The 18,640-nt window shown below is 53.7% G+C and carries 21 protein-coding genes; 10 read left to right on the top strand and 11 right to left on the bottom strand.

What is annotated here, in order from left to right:
- Positions 1-11: 11 nt before the first annotated feature.
- From D5067_RS10980 to ymcF, 6 genes are all read right to left on the bottom strand, one after another.
- Entirely contained in the window at positions 12-818 is an 807-nt protein-coding gene (locus tag D5067_RS10980) for an ABC transporter permease (protein WP_119936538.1), read from the bottom strand.
- Complete coding sequence (locus D5067_RS10975; RefSeq protein ID WP_119936537.1) at positions 808-1,752, bottom strand: ABC transporter permease; 945 nt, start codon at positions 1,750-1,752, stop codon at positions 808-810. Before D5067_RS10975 ends, D5067_RS10980 begins: the two co-directional genes overlap by 11 nt.
- 1 nt (position 1,753) lies before the next feature.
- Positions 1,754-2,767, bottom strand: a complete 1,014-nt coding sequence (locus tag D5067_RS10970; RefSeq protein ID WP_119936536.1) for an ABC transporter ATP-binding protein — start codon at positions 2,765-2,767, stop codon at positions 1,754-1,756.
- A 17-nt stretch (positions 2,768-2,784) separates the two neighbouring features.
- Positions 2,785-3,930, bottom strand: coding sequence for a putative ABC transporter substrate-binding protein YdcS (gene ydcS / locus D5067_RS10965; protein WP_119936535.1), 1,146 nt, complete (start codon positions 3,928-3,930; stop codon positions 2,785-2,787).
- Between the two features lie 274 nt (positions 3,931-4,204).
- A complete protein-coding gene (locus D5067_RS10960; protein ID WP_119936534.1) occupies positions 4,205-5,614 on the bottom strand; it encodes an aminotransferase-like domain-containing protein in 1,410 nt (469 codons plus the stop codon).
- An 82-nt stretch (positions 5,615-5,696) separates the two neighbouring features.
- The gene (gene ymcF, locus D5067_RS10955) at positions 5,697-5,885 is read right to left on the bottom strand and encodes a cold shock small protein YmcF (protein WP_119936533.1); all 189 of its coding nucleotides are present in this window, start codon (positions 5,883-5,885) and stop codon (positions 5,697-5,699) included.
- Between the two features lie 392 nt (positions 5,886-6,277).
- On the opposite strand from ymcF, the gene D5067_RS10950 reads away from it, so the two are divergent.
- From D5067_RS10950 to hslJ, 4 genes are all read left to right on the top strand, one after another.
- Entirely contained in the window at positions 6,278-7,678 is a 1,401-nt protein-coding gene (locus D5067_RS10950; RefSeq protein WP_119936532.1) for a cytochrome ubiquinol oxidase subunit I, read from the top strand.
- Entirely contained in the window at positions 7,678-8,688 is a 1,011-nt protein-coding gene (gene cydB / locus D5067_RS10945) for a cytochrome d ubiquinol oxidase subunit II (RefSeq protein ID WP_119936531.1), read from the top strand. Before D5067_RS10950 ends, cydB begins: the two co-directional genes overlap by 1 nt.
- A complete protein-coding gene (locus tag D5067_RS10940) occupies positions 8,688-8,816 on the top strand; it encodes a DUF2474 domain-containing protein (RefSeq protein WP_032666970.1) in 129 nt (42 codons plus the stop codon). Before cydB ends, D5067_RS10940 begins: the two co-directional genes overlap by 1 nt.
- A gap of 126 nt (positions 8,817-8,942) precedes the next feature.
- A complete protein-coding gene (gene hslJ, locus D5067_RS10935; protein WP_119936530.1) occupies positions 8,943-9,380 on the top strand; it encodes a heat shock protein HslJ in 438 nt (145 codons plus the stop codon).
- On the opposite strand, the gene D5067_RS10930 is transcribed toward hslJ, so the two are convergent.
- Positions 9,381-9,647: a putative hemolysin gene (locus D5067_RS10930; RefSeq protein WP_119936529.1), complete on the bottom strand. Its 267-nt coding sequence runs from the start codon at positions 9,645-9,647 to the stop codon at positions 9,381-9,383.
- A 271-nt stretch (positions 9,648-9,918) separates the two neighbouring features.
- On the opposite strand from D5067_RS10930, the gene nifJ reads away from it, so the two are divergent.
- The 4 genes from nifJ to D5067_RS24070 all read left to right on the top strand — a co-directional run bounded on the left by nifJ (position 9,919) and on the right by D5067_RS24070 (position 15,451).
- The gene (gene nifJ, locus D5067_RS10925; RefSeq protein ID WP_119936528.1) at positions 9,919-13,443 is read left to right on the top strand and encodes a pyruvate:ferredoxin (flavodoxin) oxidoreductase; all 3,525 of its coding nucleotides are present in this window, start codon (positions 9,919-9,921) and stop codon (positions 13,441-13,443) included.
- A 389-nt stretch (positions 13,444-13,832) separates the two neighbouring features.
- Entirely contained in the window at positions 13,833-14,942 is a 1,110-nt protein-coding gene (gene ompC, locus D5067_RS10920; RefSeq protein ID WP_119936527.1) for a porin OmpC, read from the top strand.
- A 139-nt stretch (positions 14,943-15,081) separates the two neighbouring features.
- Positions 15,082-15,294 (top strand): KTSC domain-containing protein, encoded by a 213-nt coding sequence (locus D5067_RS10915; protein ID WP_119936526.1) that lies wholly within the window; start codon positions 15,082-15,084, stop codon positions 15,292-15,294.
- A 31-nt stretch (positions 15,295-15,325) separates the two neighbouring features.
- Positions 15,326-15,451 (top strand): hypothetical protein, encoded by a 126-nt coding sequence (locus D5067_RS24070; RefSeq protein ID WP_263069568.1) that lies wholly within the window; start codon positions 15,326-15,328, stop codon positions 15,449-15,451.
- Here D5067_RS24070 and D5067_RS10910 read toward each other — a convergent pair.
- Together D5067_RS10910 and D5067_RS10905 are read right to left on the bottom strand one after the other, a co-directional pair.
- A complete protein-coding gene (locus tag D5067_RS10910) occupies positions 15,448-15,864 on the bottom strand; it encodes a GFA family protein (RefSeq protein WP_119936525.1) in 417 nt (138 codons plus the stop codon). The two genes, D5067_RS24070 and D5067_RS10910, sit on opposite strands and share 4 nt — an antisense overlap.
- Positions 15,865-15,867: 3 nt before the next feature.
- Positions 15,868-16,065, bottom strand: coding sequence for a hypothetical protein (locus D5067_RS10905; protein WP_119936524.1), 198 nt, complete (start codon positions 16,063-16,065; stop codon positions 15,868-15,870).
- 720 nt (positions 16,066-16,785) lie between these two features.
- Here D5067_RS10905 and D5067_RS10900 point away from each other — a divergent pair.
- On the top strand, positions 16,786-17,460 hold the full coding sequence (locus D5067_RS10900) for an SOS response-associated peptidase (protein WP_119936522.1): 675 nt from the start codon (positions 16,786-16,788) through the stop codon (positions 17,458-17,460).
- 51 nt (positions 17,461-17,511) lie between these two features.
- Here the strand turns inward: D5067_RS10900 and cspF are convergent, their stop codons facing one another.
- Positions 17,512-17,724: a cold shock-like protein CspF gene (gene cspF, locus D5067_RS10895; RefSeq protein ID WP_119936521.1), complete on the bottom strand. Its 213-nt coding sequence runs from the start codon at positions 17,722-17,724 to the stop codon at positions 17,512-17,514.
- 287 nt (positions 17,725-18,011) lie between these two features.
- Between cspF and D5067_RS10890 the strand changes: the two genes are divergently transcribed.
- The gene (locus D5067_RS10890; RefSeq protein ID WP_119936520.1) at positions 18,012-18,230 is read left to right on the top strand and encodes a cold shock domain-containing protein; all 219 of its coding nucleotides are present in this window, start codon (positions 18,012-18,014) and stop codon (positions 18,228-18,230) included.
- A 241-nt stretch (positions 18,231-18,471) separates the two neighbouring features.
- On the opposite strand, the gene D5067_RS10885 is transcribed toward D5067_RS10890, so the two are convergent.
- On the bottom strand, positions 18,472-18,636 hold the full coding sequence (locus tag D5067_RS10885; protein WP_213729873.1) for a YnfU family zinc-binding protein: 165 nt from the start codon (positions 18,634-18,636) through the stop codon (positions 18,472-18,474).
- Between the last annotated feature and the right edge of the window lie 4 nt (positions 18,637-18,640).

Raw genomic sequence — 18,640 nt, 5'->3', positions numbered from 1 at the left:
TGAAATCGACGTTATTTTCCGCTGCCAGCGATATCTTCGCCGTCGCGGGTTAGCCACCAGGCTCCCAGAATGGGGATGGTTGTGACCAGCATCACCAGCAGCGCGACCACGTTGGTCACCGGCACGTCGCGGGGACGGCCAAGCTGGTTCAGCAACCACAGCGGTAACGTGCGCTCGTGCCCCGCCGTAAATGTCGTCACGATAATCTCATCAAACGACAGTGCAAACGCCAGCATGCCGCCCGCCAGCAGCGCTGACCCAAGGTTGGGTAGCACCACGTAGCGGAAGGTTTGCCAGCCGTCGGCACCTAAATCCATCGACGCCTCAACCAGGCTCCAGGAGGTGCGCCTGAACCGGGCAATCACGTTGTTAAACACCACCACCACGCAGAAGGTGGCGTGCCCAACGACTATGGTGAAAAACCCCGGCTCCAGATTGATGGTCTTGAACGCCGTCAGCAGCGCCAGGCCGGTGATAATGCCCGGCAGGGCAATCGGCAACAACAGCAGCAGAGAAACGGCATTTTTGCCAAAGAACTCGCTGCGCCACAGCGCTGCTGCAGCAAGCGTGCCAAGTACCAGCGCAATGGCGGTAGAGAGCGCAGCGATTTGAAGTGACAACGTCACTGATTCAATGATATCGCCTCGTCCTGCCGCCACGCTAAACCACTTCAGCGTCAGCCCCTGCGGCGGGAAGCTAAAGGCGGCATCTTCCGTATTGAAGGCATAGGTGGCGATGATCAGCAGCGGGAAATGCAGGAAGATAACCCCGCCCCAGGCCGCCACTTTCAGGAACAGCGGTGCGCGCTCAGAGTGCATCGAACGCTCCCAGACGCTTCACGAACGCCAGATAGAGAGAGATAAGAACAATCGGCACCAGCGTGAACGCGGCCGCCATGGGCATATTGCCGATAGCGCCCTGTTGGGAATAGACCATGTTGCCGATGAAATACCCGGGCGGCCCCACCAGCTGCGGGACGATAAAATCCCCCAGCGTCAGGGAGAAGGTGAATATCGACCCCGCCGCAATGCCAGGTATCGCCAGCGGCAAAACAACGTAGCGGAAGGTCTGGCGAGGACGCGCGCCGAGGTCAGCCGATGCCTGCAGTAAAGACGCGGGCAGCCTTTCCAGCGCCGCCTGTACGGGCAGGATCATAAACGGCAGCCAGATGTAGACGAAGACCAGAAAGCGCCCCAGCCCCGAGGTCGATAGGGTATTACCGCCAACGGCCGGCAGCGTAAGAAGTGCGGTCAGGATCGGCTCCAGCCCCATATGGCTAAGAAACCACTGCGCTACGCCATCCTTCGCCAGCAGCAGCGTCCACGCATAGGCTTTAACGATGTAGCTGGCCCACATGGGGAGCATCACGGCGATATAGAAAAAGGCTTTCCACCTGCCGCGAGTGTAGCGTGCCATGTACCAGGCCATCGGAAACGCCAGAATCGCGCTGGCCAGCGTGACGGCGATCGCCATCACCAGCGTGCGCAGGATGATGTCGTAGTTGGCCGGGTTGAACAGCGCCCGCAGATTCGCGAACGTGAGGTCCGGCGTGACCGACATCGTGAAGTCGTCGAAGGTATAAAACCCCTGCCACAACAGCGTCAGGAGCGATCCTAAATAGACGATGCCAAACCACATTAGCGGCGCAAGCAACAGCAGGAATAGCCCAAGCGACGGCTTGCGCCAGAACAGCGCGGTAAGACGGCTTAGCCTGCTCCGCGGCGCGGGGGACGGTGAAACGCTCATATCCATTTCACCTCTCCTCATGGAGCAACACCATGGCCTCACGCGACCAGGAGGCCAGCACCTGCTCTCCGGGGGCTAACCCTGAAGGCACCGTGCCGCCGCTCAGATTCGCCTGGCTGACCAGCAGTTTCGCTCCGTCTTCCAGCCGTAGCTCAAAACGCGTGGCTGCCCCCTGATACTGCACCGCCTGCACCACGCCCTGAACCTGAACGTCACCCCCTTCGTTGAGGCGAATATGCTCCGGGCGCAGCGAGTACATCCCTTCCATACCGCATACCCGCCGGGCTAATGCGGCATCGAAGACGTTGGAGGTTCCTACAAAGCCGGCCACAAACGGCGTGCGCGGACGCATATACAGCTCGCGGGGCGTATCCACCTGCTCAATGCGGCCGTTGTTGAAGACCGCTACCCTGTCGGACATCGACAGGGCCTCCCCCTGATCGTGGGTAACGAAAATAAAGGTGATGCCCAGCTCCTGCTGAAGCTTCTTAAGCTCAAACTGCATCTGCTCGCGCAGCTTAAGATCGAGCGCGCCAAGGGGTTCGTCCAGAAGTAATACGCGCGGTTGATTGACCAGCGCGCGGGCAATCGCCACGCGCTGACGCTGTCCACCCGAAAGTTGTGAAGGCCTGCGCGCGACGGCAAAACTCAGGCCGACCTTTTCCAGCGCCTCCCGGGCCTGAGCGTGACGCCTTTTCTTGTCGACCCCTTTCACCATCAGGCCATAGGCCACGTTGTCTAGGATCGACATATGCGGAAACAGAGCGTAATCCTGGAACACGGTGTTCACGTCGCGTTCCCACGGGGGAAGTTCGCTGGCCTCTTTACCAAAGATGCTAATCGCACCGCCTGACAGCTGTTCGAAACCGGCTATCAGGCGCAGGCAGGTGGTTTTGCCGGAGCCAGACGGCCCCAGCATGGAGAAAAATTCCCCGTCACGAATGCCAATGGTGACGCCATCCACCGCCCGGACTTCGCCGTACAGGCGGGATACGTCATTAAATTCGACCGCGTACGTCATGTTCTGCTCCCGGGCGATTAACGGCCGCCCATAATGGCAATGTAATCCTGCGTCCAGCGGCTGTAGGGCACGAACTTGCCCCCTTCCGCGATCGGCGTTTTCCAGAACATGATTTTGTCGAAAGAGTTATACCCGTTTGTTTCACAGCCTTTATCGCCCAGCAGCGTGCTGGCTTTACATCCTTCGGCGACCACAGGTAATGAACCAAACCACGCGGCCAGATCGCCCTGCAGTTTTGGCGTCAGCGACCAGTTCATCCATTTGTAGGCGCACATCGGGTGCTTCGCCTCAGCGTGCAGCATGGTGGTGTCTGCCCAGCCGGTAACCCCTTCTTTCGGGAAAACGGTGGCGACAGGCTGGTTTTCGGCCTTGAGGGCATTCGCCTGATACGGCCAGGCGCTGGACGCCACGACGCCTTCATTCTTGAAGTCGCTCATCTGAACGGTGGTATCGTGCCAGTAGCGGTGGATCAGCGCATGCTGGTCGCGCAGCACCTTAAGCACGGCGGCATACTGTTTTTCCGTTAACTGGTAGGGGTCGGTAATACCCAGCGCCGGCTGCGTGGCTTTAACGAACAGCGCCGCATCGGCAATATAGATGGGCCCGTCATAGGCCTGAACGCGCCCCTGATTGGTTTTGCCGTCCGGCAGGTCTTGCTTCACAAAGACCACATTCCAGCTGTCCGGCGGCGTCGGGAAGGTTTTGGTGTTGTACATCAGCAGGTTTGGCCCCCACTGATACGGCGTGCCGTAGACTTTGCCGCCGACGTTAAACCACTCTCCTTTTACGATGCGCGGGTCAATGGTTTTCCAGTTTGGGATGAGATCGGGGTTAGTCGGCTGAACGCGTTTCCCCATGATAAGACGAAGCGAGGCGTCACCGGAGGCCGTAACCAGGTCATAGCCCCCTTTTGCCATCAGGCTCACCATCTCATCAGAGGTCGCTGCCGTTTTGACGTTAACCGCACAGCCGGTCTCTTTTTCAAACTGAGTCACCCAGTCATAGTTTTTATCGGTCTGTCCGCGTTCGATATAGCCGGGCCAGGCAATAATATCGAGTCGTCCTTCTCCATCGCCGATAGCCTTAGGTGGCTCTGCGGCTTGCGCTGTCACGATCGTCATGCCGAGCGCGCACAGGCTGCTGCGTGCAAATTTTTTGCTCATTAGGTGTACTCCTGTCGCAACGAAATTTAGCGGCAGCCGTGCCGTAAAAATATCTCCCTCATTAAACGTAGACCGGGCAAATGCGCCGCACCGTACGGCTTCAGGAAATTTCATCAAGGTGTGACAGAGGGCGCATTCCCCGTTAAGTGGATTATAGACAAGGAGTTAGGCGCAGGCGGGAGTATGCAGATTTCCTATGAAGCGGCGGTGCGAAATCGCAGACGTGCCGCCATAACGATAAGGAAGGATTATTTACACAAAGGGGCTGAAAGTATTATTCCAGCATCTCGCTAATTAATTTCCCCAGCTGAACAACCGCCTGCTCTTCTCGCTCTCCCCACGACCAGGAGGTATTAAAGCGGAAGAACGGGGTCCAGACGTCTGAGGTCGAAAACATCTTACCCGGTGCAATACTGATATGGTGAGTCAGGGCTTTTTCACTCAGAAGCCCCGCATCAAGCGGTATCGGCAGCTCCAGCCACAAAAAGTAGCCGCTGTCGTTATGATGGATTTTGACGCCCGCGGGCATGTGGCGCAACAGCGCCTGCCAGGCATGCTGTTTCCGTTCTGCCAGCGTGCGGCGCAGGCGGCGAAGGTGGGCGTCGTAGCGCTTGGTCGCCAGATAATCCACCAGCGCCAGCTGCATAGGGGAACTCGTCGACAGCGTGCTCATCAGCTGCAGCTGCTGAATGCGGCGCGCATGCTTACCTGCCGCCACCCAGCCGATACGAAAGCCCGCCACCAGGCATTTTGAAAATGACGAGCAGTGCAGCGTCATGTCATGGCGATCCCAGGCTTTCGCCGGGAGCGGCTTTTCACGGCCAAAGTAGAGTTCGCTGTAAACATCATCTTCAATCAGCATGACGTTGTGCTTCGTCAGCAGGGCCACAAGCTGGGCCTTTTTCTCAGCGCTGAGCGTGAAGCCAAGCGGGTTTTGACTGTTGGTCATCAGCCAGCAGGCTTTTACCGGGTACTCATTCAGCGCCTGCTCAAGGGCGTTCAGATCGATGCCTTCGCGAACGTCCGTCGCAATCGACAACGCTTTAAGCTTCAGGCGTTCGAGCGCCTGCAGGGCGCCGTAAAAACAGGGGTTTTCGACAATCACCCAGTCTCCCGGCTCCGTGACGGCCTGCAGGCTGAGGTTGAGCGCTTCGAGTGCGCCAGCGGTAATGACAATCTCGTCAGGCGAGATGTTCATGCCCTGCTGGGCATAGCGGCGCGCAATGGCGTGGCGTAGATCGACGTTCCCCGGCGGGAGGTTTTCAATCACGCTCATCGCCGTGGCGGTTTTGCTGACGTTCGCCAGCGAGCGGTTGAGCTGCTGAAGCGGGAAAAGTCGGGGATCGGGAAACGCAGAGGCAAAGGGAACAACGGACGGGTCGCGGCTGGCCTGTAATACGTCGAAGATGTAGGTGTTGATATCCACCACTTCGTCACGCATGACCTGGGCGGGCGGCGCGGGCTGTTGTGCGGTCGGGCGCGAGGCAACGTAGTAGCCCGACTGCGGTCTGGCGACAATGCGCCCCTGACTTTCCAGCATCTGATACGCGTGGCCAACGGTCATAAAACTCATCCCGCTGCTCGCCACCTGCTCTCGCAGCGAAGGCAATTTATCGCCCGGCAACCATACGCCAAGCTCAATCTGCGAGATAATTTGTTGCGCCAGACGCTGGTATTTTTTCATCAGATTCTCCTTATTGCCGACAGTGTATATCAGCAGGAGAAAAAGAGAAGATTTTGCTAACTGTTATGAAAAACGGTGTTTATTACTTACGGAACTCAGTGATGTGGCTTTGTGCAGATCGCGCAGCGGCCAGGTGGTCGAGCGTAACCATCGACGATTTGCAAAAGATGCATTTTGCGCCGAAGGGGTTTTTCTCAGACACATCAAAAGCTGAGGTACGGTACTGCGAGCCGTGACAGCACGGGCAGCGGAAATGGATATAAGAAGTCATAGGATTCTCCTGTAAACGTTTAGAACGTAAATAACTAATGGGCCGATCAGGCAAAAATGGTTTTAAACAAAACTAATCGGAAAGTAGATAAAGACCCAAGAGAGGCTGCGGAGAGGCACAACGTGATGAGAACTGCTTTATAAAACTACGTCAGATATTTATTTGGACTCAAAACCAGAAGACCATTAACGCATTTCGCTGACGACTATGCAAGGGGTTTAATGCGTAAAAATCATAAAAACTCTTTTTTTATTCATTATTCAGACCATATCAGATAATCAAAAAGGCGTGATTACCGGAACTGTTATACATAAATTTCACTTTTCTGCGTCTGATAGTCTTCTTCGCCGCGCCATACCATAACAGCACACCGTTTGACATTGAGGCTGTGCATGTTTGGTTTAGATGCGTTTCACCTTGCGAGGATACAATTTGCGTTTACCGTATCCTTTCACATTATTTTTCCGGCGATCACCATCGGTCTGGCGAGCTATCTCGCCGTCCTGGAAGGGCTATGGCTGAAAACAAAAAATCCGGTCTGGCGTTCGCTGTACCATTTCTGGTCGAAGATATTCGCCGTTAACTTTGGCATGGGCGTGGTATCCGGCCTCGTGATGGCATATCAGTTTGGCACTAACTGGAGCGGGTTTTCGCAGTTTGCGGGCAGTATCACCGGCCCGCTGCTGACCTACGAAGTGTTGACCGCCTTCTTCCTCGAAGCGGGGTTCCTCGGCGTGATGCTGTTTGGCTGGAAGAAGGTCGGCCCGGGGCTGCACTTCTTCGCGACCTGCATGGTGGCACTGGGGACAATCATCTCCACCTTCTGGATCCTCTCCTCAAACAGCTGGATGCAGACGCCTCAGGGCTATGAGATAGTCAACGGTCAGGTCGTGCCGGTGGACTGGTTTGCCGTGGTCTTCAACCCCTCTTTCCCCTATCGCCTGCTGCATATGTCGATCGCGGCATTCCTCAGCAGCGCGCTGTTTGTCTGCGCCTCCGCGGCGTGGCACCTGCTGCGAGGCAACACTACGCCCGCTATTCGCGCGATGTTCTCAATGGCGCTGTGGATGACGCTGATTGTGGCACCCATTCAGGCCATGGTCGGGGATATGCACGGGTTGAATACCTTAAAACACCAGCCTGCGAAAATTGCGGCGATTGAAGGCCACTGGGAAAATCTACCGGGCGAGCCGACGCCGCTGCTGCTCTTTGGCTGGCCGGACATGGAACAGGAACGCACCCGTTACGGGCTGGAGATCCCCGCGCTCGGGAGCCTGATCCTGACGCACAGTCTGGAAAAGCAGGTTCCGGCACTGAAAGAGTTCCCGAAAGAAGATCGCCCCAACTCCACCATTGTTTTCTGGTCTTTCCGCATTATGGCCGGTTTAGGGATGTTGATGCTGTTGCTCGGCGCTGCGGCGCTGTGGCTGCGCTACAGGAAGCGTCTTTATACCTCGCGGCCCTTCCTGTGGTTTGCCCTGCTGATGGGACCGTCCGGCCTGATTGCTATTCTGGCAGGCTGGGTCACAACGGAGGTTGGCCGTCAGCCGTGGGTTGTTTATGGACTGCAGCGCACGAAAGATGCCGTTTCGGCCCACGGCGATCTGTATATGAGCATCAGCCTGCTGGCCTTCTTCGTTGTTTACACCTCGGTGTTTGGGGTGGGTTACAGCTACATGGTGCGGCTCATTAAGAAAGGCCCTCAGCCGCATGAGTCCTTCGCCACCGAATCAGACGGACGCCCGGCTCGCCCCCTTTCCGCCGTCACCACTGAATTTAAGGAGCAACCATAATGGGTATCGACCTTTCCATTATCTGGTTCGTTATTATCGTCTTTGCCACGCTGATGTATATCGTGATGGACGGTTTCGATCTGGGGATCGGCATTCTGTTTCCGGCCATTCAAAACGCCGACGACCGCGATGTGATGGTCAACAGCGTCGCGCCTGTCTGGGACGGAAATGAAACCTGGCTGGTGCTCGGCGGGGCCGCGCTGTTTGGCGCATTCCCCCTCGCCTACGCGGTGATTATTGATGCTCTTACCATTCCCCTGACGTTAATGCTGATCGGGCTTATCTTCCGCGGCGTGGCGTTTGAGTTTCGTTTTAAAGCCACTCCCGCGCACCGTCCCTTCTGGGATAAGGCCTTTATTGGCGGTTCGATTCTTGCAACCTTCACGCAGGGCATTACGGTGGGTGCAGTGATTAACGGTTTCCCGGTCACCGGGCGTGCATACGGCGGCGGCCCCTTTGACTGGTTTACCGCGTTTAACCTTTTTTGCGGCGTAGGTCTGGTCGTGGCCTATGCGCTCCTGGGGTCGACATGGCTGGTCATGAAAAGTGAAAACACGCTGCAGCAGCGTATGCGTCGGGTATCAAAAGGGTTATTAATCGCGCTTCTGGTTATCATTGCGGCCATCAGCGTCTGGACGCCGCTGGCCCACACCGCTATTGCGGCGCGATGGTTCACGCTGCCTAATCTGTTTTACCTGCTGCCCGTCCCGGCGCTGGTTATCGTCTTCAGCATTTTCCAGTGGCGCAGCCTGAACTGCGGCAATAGCCATAACCTGCCGTTTGTCTTGACCCTGGGGCTGATTTTTCTTGGCTTCAGCGGGCTTGGGATCAGCATCTGGCCGCATATTATTCCGCCCTCAATCACGCTCTGGCAGGCTGCGGCGCCCGCGCAAAGTCAGGGCTTTATGCTGGTGGGGGCGTTGTTAATCATTCCGGTGATTCTGGTCTATACCTTCTGGAGCTATTACGTTTTTCGCGGCAAAGTTCAGCATGGGGAGGGTTATCACTGATGCAACAACCTGTCTGGAAACGTTTGATGTGGCTGGCCATCATCTGGGGCGGCAGCGTCCTGGCGCTGGCCGCTGTGAGTATGTTCTTCCGCATGCTGATGACGGCGGCGGGGTTTAAATCTCACTAACTCACCGTACCGGGCGCAGCGCTGTTGCCCGGTCTCTTCTCGCACTTTCAGATAAAGCCCATTAACTCAAGCGGGCTTATCGTTACACTTGAAATAGATTCACAGCATTAATATTTGAGAAGAAAAATGAAAAAGAGCGTTGCGGTACTGTTTTTAAGCCTGGCTCTGACGGGCTGCGTTAACCCTGGCAAAGCTTCCGTCCAGCCGGAGCAGCTGCAAAACCACCGTTTTGTACTGGAAAACGTCGATGGTAAAGCTGTCACCAAAACGTCAGCACAGCCTGAGATCGCCTTTAGCGCGCTGTCAGACCTCAGCCTGGTTAAAAACATCACCGTCTCAGGCGTGATGTGCAACAGCTTTAACGGACAGGGGAAATTGTCCGAAGGCGCACTCACCGTTAAAACGCTGGCGATGACCCGAAAAATGTGTAGCGAGCCACAGCTTAACGAACTGGATCAGGCCATCGGCGACATGCTGCGCAAAGGTGCACAGGTCGACCTGACTGAAGACCAGTTGACGCTGGCGACAGCTGAAAAAACGCTAATGTTTAAGCGCGCTGAATAATCAGTAGTTCCCGCAGGATCCCACGGCAAGCGACTGTTCACTGCAGCGTTTGCCATTGGGCAACGCGCACATGCCCGTCGCGGAGCCATCGAGCTGGCGAGCCACGGACAGAGAACCGCCAATCATCGCGCAGTTAGCCTGCCCTGAGTTGGACATCGCGGCCTTCATACCCGGCGTCACGTGCGCCGCCGTTGCCTGCTGAACGGGTTCATTGCTGCATGCCGATAACAGTAACGCGGCACACCCTACCCAAAATGCTGAACGCATGTTCTCTTCCCCATTAATTAAGCGAAACCTATGCATAATAGGCATCGTGCGCCGCATCGTCGAGAGCGGAAGTGCGTATTTATGCGCTATGGAAACAATTTCTCGCAATTTTTTCGCCCAAACTTTGATCTACTCATTGATAGCGAGAATATGCAGGACACAAAAGCGAAAATCGTAAAACCTGACCTTTGCTAAAATAAGGGAATAATTATCAGGACTCGTTGCCGTTTTACGGGTCCCTCTTTTTTGCGCAATGTAAGGGTGTCGTCCTATGCAAACTATTGACGGTAATGGTGCAGTCGCGTCTGTCGCGTTTCGCACCAGCGAAGTTATCGCCATCTATCCGATTACGCCAAGCTCCACGATGGCCGAACAGGCCGATGCCTGGGCCGGCAACGGGTTAAAAAACGTCTGGGGTGATGTTCCAAGAGTGGTAGAAATGCAGTCCGAAGCCGGGGCCATTGCCACCGTGCATGGCGCGCTTCAGACCGGTGCCCTCTCAACATCGTTTACCTCCTCGCAGGGACTGCTGTTGATGATCCCAACGCTGTACAAACTGGCAGGCCAGCTGACGCCGTTTGTCCTCCACGTTGCGGCGCGTACCGTCGCCACTCACGCCCTCTCCATCTTTGGCGACCATTCAGACGTAATGGCCGTACGTCAGACCGGCTGCGCGATGCTGTGCGCCAGCAGCGTGCAGGAAGCGCAAGACTTCGCGCTGATTTCGCACGTTGCGACGCTGAAAAGCCGCGTGCCATTTATTCATTTCTTCGATGGTTTCCGTACCTCTCACGAAATTAACAAAATTGTCCCGCTGTCCGATGACACCATCCGCAACCTGCTTCCGCAGGCAGAGATTGACGCCCACCGCGCCCGCGCCCTGAACCCGGAGCACCCGGTTATTCGCGGCACGTCCGCCAACCCGGACACGTACTTCCAGTCCCGCGAGGCGACAAACCCGTGGTACAACGCGGTCTATGACCACGTGGAACAGGCAATGAATGACTTTGCCAGCGCGACCGGACGCGAATACAAACCGTTTGAATATTACGGACACCCGCAGGCAGAGCGCGTCATCGTGCTGATGGGGTCAGCGATTGGCACCTGCGAGGAAGTTGTGGACGAGCTGCTGACGCGCGGCGAGAAAGTTGGCGTGCTGAAAGTTCGCCTCTATCGTCCGTTCTCGGCCAAACACTTGCTCTCCGCGCTGCCCGAAAGCGCGCGCTCCGTGGCGGTGCTCGATCGTACCAAAGAGCCAGGCGCCCACGCGGAGCCTCTGTATCTTGACGTCATGACCGCGCTGGCAGAAGCCTTTAGCAACGGCGAGCGCGAAACCCTGCCGCGCGTTATCGGTGGTCGCTACGGCTTGTCGTCCAAAGAGTTCGGCCCCGACTGCGTGCTGGCGGTGTTTAACGAGCTGAGTACAGCGAAACCGAAGCCGCGCTTCACGGTCGGCATTTATGATGATGTGACCAACCTCTCTCTGGCCCTGCCGGAAAACACCCTGCCATCGACCGCCAAACTTGAAGCATTGTTCTACGGCTTAGGGAGCGACGGCAGCGTTTCGGCGACCAAGAACAACATCAAGATCATCGGCAATTCGACGCCGTGGTACGCTCAGGGCTACTTCGTCTATGACTCCAAAAAAGCAGGCGGCCTGACCGTTTCCCACCTGCGCGTCAGCGAACAGCCAATCCGCTCGGCGTATCTGATTTCACAGGCAGATTTTGTTGGTTGTCACCAGCTGCAGTTTATCGACAAATACCAGATGGCCGAGCGCCTTAAGCCCGGCGGTATTTTCCTGATCAACACGCCCTACAGCCCTGACGAAGTCTGGGCGCGACTGCCGCAGGAAGTGCAGGCTGTGTTGAATCAGAAGAAAGCACGCCTCTTCGTCATCAACGCTGCGAAAATAGCCCGCGAATGCGGTCTTGCCGCGCGTATTAACACCGTCATGCAGATGGCCTTCTTCCACCTGACCAACATTCTGCCGGGCGACAGCGCCCTGATGGAACTGCAGGGCGCCATTGCCAAAAGCTACAGCAGCAAAGGCCAGGAACTGGTTGAGCGTAACTGGCAGGCGTTAGCGCTGGCGCGGGAATCCCTGTCCGAAGTACCGCTCCAGCAGGTGAACGCCAGCAGCCCGAACCGTCCACCGGTCGTGTCCGATGCGGCGCCTGATTTTGTCAAAACCGTTACAGCCGCCATGCTTGCCGGACTGGGCGACGCCCTGCCCGTCTCGGCCCTTCCACCAGACGGTACCTGGCCGATGGGCACCACGCGCTGGGAAAAACGCAACATCGCTGAAGAGATCCCTATCTGGAAAGAAGAGCTGTGCACCCAGTGCAACCACTGCGTAGCGGCCTGTCCGCATTCGGCGATTCGTGCCAAAGTGGTTTCGCCAGAGGATATGGACTCGGCGCCGGCCAGCCTGCACTCGCTGGACGTGAAATCCCGCGATATGCGCGGGCAGAAGTATGTTCTCCAGGTTGCTCCAGAAGATTGCACCGGCTGTAATCTGTGCGTCGAGGTGTGCCCGGCTAAAGATCGTCAAAACCCGGAAATCAAAGCCATCAATATGATGTCGCGTCTGGAGCACGTTGAAGAAGAGAAGGTGAATTACGACTTCTTCCTCGATCTCCCGGAAATCGACCGCACGAAGCTGGAACGTATCGATATTCGTACCTCGCAGCTGATTACCCCGCTCTTTGAATACTCCGGCGCCTGCTCCGGCTGCGGCGAAACCCCGTACATCAAGCTGCTGACGCAGCTGTATGGCGATCGCATGCTGATCGCTAACGCCACAGGGTGTTCATCTATATATGGCGGTAACCTCCCCTCCACGCCGTATACCACCGACGCTAACGGCCGTGGTCCGGCGTGGGCGAACTCGCTGTTTGAGGATAACGCCGAGTTTGGGCTTGGCTTCCGCCTGACCGTCGATCAGCACCGCGCCCGCGTGATGCGCCTGCTGGATGCGTTCGCCGATAAGATCCCGTCTGAGCTGAACGACGCGTTGCATGCGGATGCCTCGCCGGAGGTTCGCCGGGCGCAGGTAGACGAACTGCGTCACGCGCTGCAGGGTGTGCAAGGGGCAGAACAACTGCTGACGGATGCCGACGCGCTGGTGGAGAAATCTATCTGGCTGATTGGCGGCGACGGCTGGGCTTACGATATTGGGTTTGGCGGTCTGGATCACGTGCTGAGCCTGACCGAAAACGTCAATATTCTGGTGCTTGATACCCAGTGTTATTCCAACACCGGGGGTCAGGCGTCAAAAGCCACGCCGTTAGGTGCGGTCACGAAGTTTGGCGAGCACGGTAAACGCAAGGCTCGGAAAGATCTTGGCGTCAGCATGATGATGTACGGCCACGTTTACGTCGCGCAAATCTCTCTGGGCGCACAGCTTAACCAGACGGTCAAAGCGATTCAGGAAGCGGAGGCTTACCCGGGCCCGTCCCTGATTATCGCCTACAGCCCGTGCGAAGAGCACGGTTACGACCTTGCGCTCAGCCACGATCAGATGCGTCAGCTGACGGCTACCGGCTTCTGGCCGCTCTACCGCTTTGACCCGCGCCGCGCCGATGAAGGTAAATTGCCGCTGGCACTGGACTCACGTCCGCCTTCGGATGCGCTCGCGGAGACGTTGATGCAAGAGCAGCGCTTCCGCCGTCTCAACGCGCAGCAGCCAGACGTTGCGGAACAGCTCTGGAAAGATGCCGCGGCCGATCTGCAAAAACGCTATGACTTCCTGGCGCAAATGGCCGGGAAAGCGGAAAAGTCCGCTAGCGAATAACTTCACTGCCCGGCGCGTCCGGGCATTTTTTTGCCGTAAAAAAAGCCCGATGTATTTACATCGGGCCATCCAGATAATCAAAGAATAACCTTTTAATACATTAAAAAGCATTCATGTGAATTATGGAATAAGACATCTTAAAGGCATATAACGGGCCGAAGACTACCCTTTCCGCAAAGTAATTAATAATTTTAATTTTGTATAATTGAAGATAAATCATTCACGGAATCAATCATGATGTCAGCGGCATTATTTGGTTGAGATTTTACTTAAATCGTAACAATTATATTTTATTACTCCTCCACAGGAGTGATTTAGCATGGCACCTCTTTCCAGTTCGGAAAGTTCACTCAGTAATTAAATAAAAATGATTGCAAAGGAATATCACAATGCAAAGAAAAGTACTGGCCCTCGTGATCCCAGCGCTGTTAATGGCTGGCGCTGCACACGCTGCAGAAATTTATAACAAAGACGGTAATAAACTGGATCTGTACGGGAAAGTAGATGGTCTGCACTACTTCTCTGACGACAAAGGTGCTGATGGCGATCAGACCTACATGCGTTTGGGCTTTAAAGGCGAAACCCAGATCAACGACATGATGACGGGCTACGCGCAGTGGGAGTACAACGTTCAGGCTAACAATACTGAAGGCTCTGATAACCAGTCCTGGACGCGTCTGGCGTTTGCGGGCGTGAAAGTGGGCGACTACGGTTCATTCGACTACGGTCGAAACTACGGCGTCCTGTACGACGTGGAAGGCTGGACCGATATGCTGCCAGAGTTCGGTGGCGACTCCTACACCAAAGCGGATAACTTCATGACCGGTCGTGCCAACGGTGTGGCAACCTACCGCAATACCGACTTCTACGGCCTGGTGCAGGGTCTGAACTTCGCGCTGCAGTATCAGGGTAATAACGAAGACGCCAGCAACAACCAGGAAGGTACGAACAACGGGCGCGATACTCGCCACGAGAACGGTGACGGTTTTGGTATCTCCACCACCTATGATTTCGGCATGGGTATCACCGCAGGTGCCGCTTACACCTCTTCTGACCGTACCAATGACCAGGTGACCTATACCACCGCTGGCGGTGACAAAGCGGACGCATGGACGGCGGGCCTGAAATACGACGCGAACAACATCTACCTGGCGGCAATGTATTCTGAAACCCGCAACATGACGCCGTACGGTGACAATGAAAACGCGGTTGCAAATAAAACGCAGAACGTCGAAGTAACGGCGCAATACCAGTTCGACTTCGGCCTGCGTCCGGCTATTTCTTACCTGCAGTCCAAAGGGAAAGATCTGGGCAACGGCCAGGGCGACCAGGATCTGGTTAAATATGCGGACATCGGCGCAACTTACTATTTCAACAAAAATATGTCTACCTATGTTGATTATAAAATCAACCTGCTGGATGAAGATGATTCCTTCTACAAAAACAACGGCATCGGCACTGATGATGTTGTAGCGTTAGGTCTGGTTTACCAGTTCTAAGTGTAATAGCCCGCAGACTCCTGCGGGCTAACCTTTTATATATTTAAACAGTAAACGTTATAATAGTTTCAACTTGCACAGTTGCCCCCTCCTGTAAGATGATTAACGCTCCTGTCAGCGCGGTAAGGGGCATCTCACCATGGTTCATCATCCAGTCAAATCATCACGAATTGCCTCCGTTGCCTACGATGAAAAAAGTGCAACGCTCGAAATCCGCTTTCGCGACCGTACCACGCTGCAATATCAGCGCGTTCCCTCGCGAGTTTTCTCTGATTTTTTGAGCGTGGTCTCAAAAGGCAGGTTTTATGACGGCGTCGTTAAGGGCAAGTTTAAGGAGATCAAAGTACAGTAAATACTGCACTTTGATAAAATAAGGATATTGCGTGTTTACCCGAGTATCTCTCGTTCTTCTGGCCCTGTTAGGCTGCGTCTGGATCGCGCTGATTTTTGATTTAGGCGGCATCGTTCACCATCTTGGTGAACTGCTAAACGTGCTGGACGCTGATTAATCCACCTCGCTTTGACGAAACGACAGATAGCCAAATATACCGCTGTCGCCGTCCATCGGGTGGTTGACGCCATCCATTACCACCACCTCCTTGAAATCAAAAGGCGAGACGTTTTCGAAGCAGGCGACGTTAACGCCGTACTGGTCAGGGTTAGAGCGTCTCTGATGAAAGGTATAAATGCCGCATACCGAGCAGAAAAAATGCCGTGCCGTTCCGGTGTTAAAACGATACTCGGTGAGCTTGTCCTCGCCTCTGGTGACGCTAATACCGGATAACGGTGCGGAAACCACGACCGCTCCCCGCATCCGGCAAAAAGAACAGCTACAGCGCCGCGCGGTTTTCAGCCCGTCAGTTAGCTCAACGGTAAATGCCACCGCGCCGCAATGACACTGCGCATGACGAATTTCAGCCATCGTCTATACCCCTTTTCTCACGAGTTCAGCCGCCTTAACGAATACCTCATCTTCCACGCCATCGCCCTTCTGCCTGCCGAGCCTGATCAGTTCATCTACAATGCTTTCACGGTTGATATGCTTTTGCGCCGATACCAGGCCAATGACTGCCGCACCAATCGCTAGCCCAACCAATCCTGTTTGTTCGTCTTTGTTCTTCATGCCAATGCTCCCTGTGTACCAATGAAAAGATTAGCAGGAGTACCGAAAAACGCGCTGGAGTTCACCTCTCATTTCAGATTGTCAGGGACCGTTGCTTTTCTCTCTTCTCAGCGCAATATTACTCAACATAATCAAGAATAAGGATGATAGCCGTGAGAATCTTCATAATGCCCTGGCTTATGTTCATCAACGTCTACGGCTGTATAGCGCTAGCTAACCAGATAAGCACTGAATGGCTTGATGGTTCAGATATCCCCAGGTTCATTGCCATTCCCGTGCTTATCGTCACCAATTTTATGGCAGGAAAATATCTCAAGAAAACGGGTGCACAAGGGTAAAACGTGCTGGCTTTCGTCGCCGCAATCCGTACCATATTGCGATGCTGGTGCCCTGATGGGCATATTTGCCTCACCGGTGCCCCCTTTGAGATTTGAGTAAACTATAAATGTCGCAAAATCAAGAGATTAACAAAAAAGAGCAATACAACCTGAATAAGCTACGCTGATTTTCCCAACTCATTGATATCATTTATTTTCTCTACTTATTCAATTAGTTATAGCATAATAACTTCTCCCTAAAGCTACCCAGACCTACATTTTCAGTGCCCTTTTTTTGCCCCTATTCCGCATTTTTGCCCCTAAATTTGCCCCTAACTTTTCTCAGTACGTACCTCTTTTTCTCTCTGCCCTATACTTTCAGTCTGACTGACTGGAGGTTTCTATGTGTGGACGTTTTGCACAAGCACAAACCCGTGAAGAATATCTGGCTTACCTGGCCGATGAAGCCGATCGCGACATCGCGTACGACCCTGAACCAATCGGACGTTACAACGTGGCACCCGGCACAAAGGTGTTGCTGCTGAGCGAACGCGACGATCAATTGCACCTCGATCCTGTGTTGTGGGGTTACGCGCCAGGATGGTGGGATAAAGCACCTTTGACAAACGCGCGCGTCGAAACTGCGGCCACGAGCCGGATGTTCAAGCCGTTATGGCAGCATGGCCGGGCGATCTGCTTTGCCGACGGATGGTTTGAATGGAAGAAGGAAGGTGACAAGAAACAGCCCTACTTTATTCACCGTTCCGATGGCCAGCCCATATTCATGGCGGCGATCGGAAGCACGCCATTTGAGCGCGGCGATGAAGCAGAAGGTTTTCTGATTGTGACGTCTGCAGCTGATAAAGGTCTGGTCGATATTCACGATCGGCGGCCGCTTGTTCTGTCACCTGAAGCGGCTCGGGAATGGATGCAACAAGAAATAGGTGGGAAAGAAGCTGAAGAGATCGCAGCCGACGGCACTGTGCCAGCTGAGATGTTTATCTGGCATGCGGTGGCACGTGATGTTGGAAATGTAAAAAATCAGGGGAGAAAATTGATAGAACAAACAGATATATAATCTTCCGTACTTTTGATGCGCACTTTATATTTGGCTCAATATTATCTTACTTTAAGAAACAAATATATTTGCAGCCATCAGACCACTAAGTCCATTTATACGATAAAATTCAACACGAACACCTGGCTTTAACGTTTGGCTTTCACTATTACTTAATGCAGAAACATGCAAAAAAACATCTTTTCTGCCATCTGATGGGATAATCAATCCCTTTCCGCTCTTGAAGTCAAAACTTTTGACAATTCCTGTCATTTTACGCGACAAATATTTTCCTAATGGTAATCCAGATTTGACTATACAGGATTAGTTAATAATAGCTAACCTTATTTCAACGGACCTCTAGAAGGCTAAAATAAAATTTGCTTAATCATTCAACACGTGCCTTAATGGTTTGGCTGATTCGTTGCGATGATGAATCTAACTTTTCCAAAAGCCGTTCTCATAACTAGGTGTTATCTCTGATATCCCTCCTCTTGAGTCCATACATATACCAGCATACGTTTCTTATCATGAGCTTGCTTGTCAGTTTGAAATGTTCAAACGGAGTTTGTATGTCATCTAAAATCATAGGTCTTGTTAAGTGGTTTAACGAAGATAAGGGGTTTGGCTTTATCTCCCCACTCGATGGAAGTAAAGATGTTCTTGTTCACACTTCTTCCCTGCTGGGAGAAACATTTAATACTCTATTTGAAGGACAAAAAGTCAAATTCGCTATCATAGGTGGAACTAAAGGTCCAATCGCTGCAAATGTAACACTTTGCGATAGATAATTTTAGATAGTTTACTTAAGGCAGCATGACTTTATCAGTGAAAGGTGACGTTCGATTACTCACATCATTACAACAGGCCAGCATATTTACTTACCATCAAGTTTGCTGACCGATGTGATGAAATGCAGGACTGCTGCATGAACAGTCTCAAAGCAGAAGCTAACTGCTTATAAAATACTAAAGTGCGTAAGAGGTTAGGCAGCCTCCAAAAGCATCACTTCTTATTTTTTTAATAATTTATTTAGAAGCGCTGGGAAGATTTGAACAAAGCACAGCAGTATGGGCACACCAACTGAGCCCCCTTTTGTACACGATTGTAACTATGTTCGGAATCTTTTGAGCAGTTTGGACAAGGACATTTTACTAAATAATTTCGGCGGAATTGAGTGTTTTTACGTGCAGACATAGAC

It is taken from the genome of Enterobacter huaxiensis (assembly GCF_003594935.2).
GTDB classification, from domain to species: Bacteria; Pseudomonadota; Gammaproteobacteria; order Enterobacterales; family Enterobacteriaceae; genus Enterobacter; species Enterobacter huaxiensis.
Note: the sequence above shows the minus strand (reverse complement) of the source record. Positions and strands in the feature narration are given on the sequence as shown.

Bases quoted from the DNA above. Each gene is read 5' to 3' on its own strand.
- D5067_RS10960 (WP_119936534.1), bottom strand. From the start codon at position 5,614: ATGAAAAAATACCAGCGTCTGGCGCAACAAATTATCTCGCAGATTGAG.
- D5067_RS10975 (WP_119936537.1), bottom strand. From the start codon at position 1,752: ATGGATATGAGCGTTTCACCGTCCCCCGCGCCGCGGAGCAGGCTAAGC.
- D5067_RS10940 (WP_032666970.1), top strand. From the start codon at position 8,688: ATGCAACAACCTGTCTGGAAACGTTTGATGTGGCTGGCCATCATCTGG.
- hslJ (WP_119936530.1), top strand. From the start codon at position 8,943: ATGAAAAAGAGCGTTGCGGTACTGTTTTTAAGCCTGGCTCTGACGGGC.
- ompC (WP_119936527.1), top strand. From the start codon at position 13,833: ATGCAAAGAAAAGTACTGGCCCTCGTGATCCCAGCGCTGTTAATGGCT.
- D5067_RS10900 (WP_119936522.1), top strand. From the start codon at position 16,786: ATGTGTGGACGTTTTGCACAAGCACAAACCCGTGAAGAATATCTGGCT.
- cydB (WP_119936531.1), top strand. From the start codon at position 7,678: ATGGGTATCGACCTTTCCATTATCTGGTTCGTTATTATCGTCTTTGCC.
- D5067_RS10890 (WP_119936520.1), top strand. From the start codon at position 18,012: ATGTCATCTAAAATCATAGGTCTTGTTAAGTGGTTTAACGAAGATAAG.
- D5067_RS10970 (WP_119936536.1), bottom strand. From the start codon at position 2,767: ATGACGTACGCGGTCGAATTTAATGACGTATCCCGCCTGTACGGCGAA.
- D5067_RS10915 (WP_119936526.1), top strand. From the start codon at position 15,082: ATGGTTCATCATCCAGTCAAATCATCACGAATTGCCTCCGTTGCCTAC.
- D5067_RS10950 (WP_119936532.1), top strand. From the start codon at position 6,278: ATGTTTGGTTTAGATGCGTTTCACCTTGCGAGGATACAATTTGCGTTT.
- D5067_RS10930 (WP_119936529.1), bottom strand. From the start codon at position 9,647: ATGCGTTCAGCATTTTGGGTAGGGTGTGCCGCGTTACTGTTATCGGCA.
- D5067_RS10910 (WP_119936525.1), bottom strand. From the start codon at position 15,864: ATGGCTGAAATTCGTCATGCGCAGTGTCATTGCGGCGCGGTGGCATTT.
- nifJ (WP_119936528.1), top strand. From the start codon at position 9,919: ATGCAAACTATTGACGGTAATGGTGCAGTCGCGTCTGTCGCGTTTCGC.
- D5067_RS10885 (WP_213729873.1), bottom strand. From the start codon at position 18,636: ATGTCTGCACGTAAAAACACTCAATTCCGCCGAAATTATTTAGTAAAA.
- D5067_RS10905 (WP_119936524.1), bottom strand. From the start codon at position 16,065: ATGAAGAACAAAGACGAACAAACAGGATTGGTTGGGCTAGCGATTGGT.
- ymcF (WP_119936533.1), bottom strand. From the start codon at position 5,885: ATGACTTCTTATATCCATTTCCGCTGCCCGTGCTGTCACGGCTCGCAG.
- ydcS (WP_119936535.1), bottom strand. From the start codon at position 3,930: ATGAGCAAAAAATTTGCACGCAGCAGCCTGTGCGCGCTCGGCATGACG.
- D5067_RS10980 (WP_119936538.1), bottom strand. From the start codon at position 818: ATGCACTCTGAGCGCGCACCGCTGTTCCTGAAAGTGGCGGCCTGGGGC.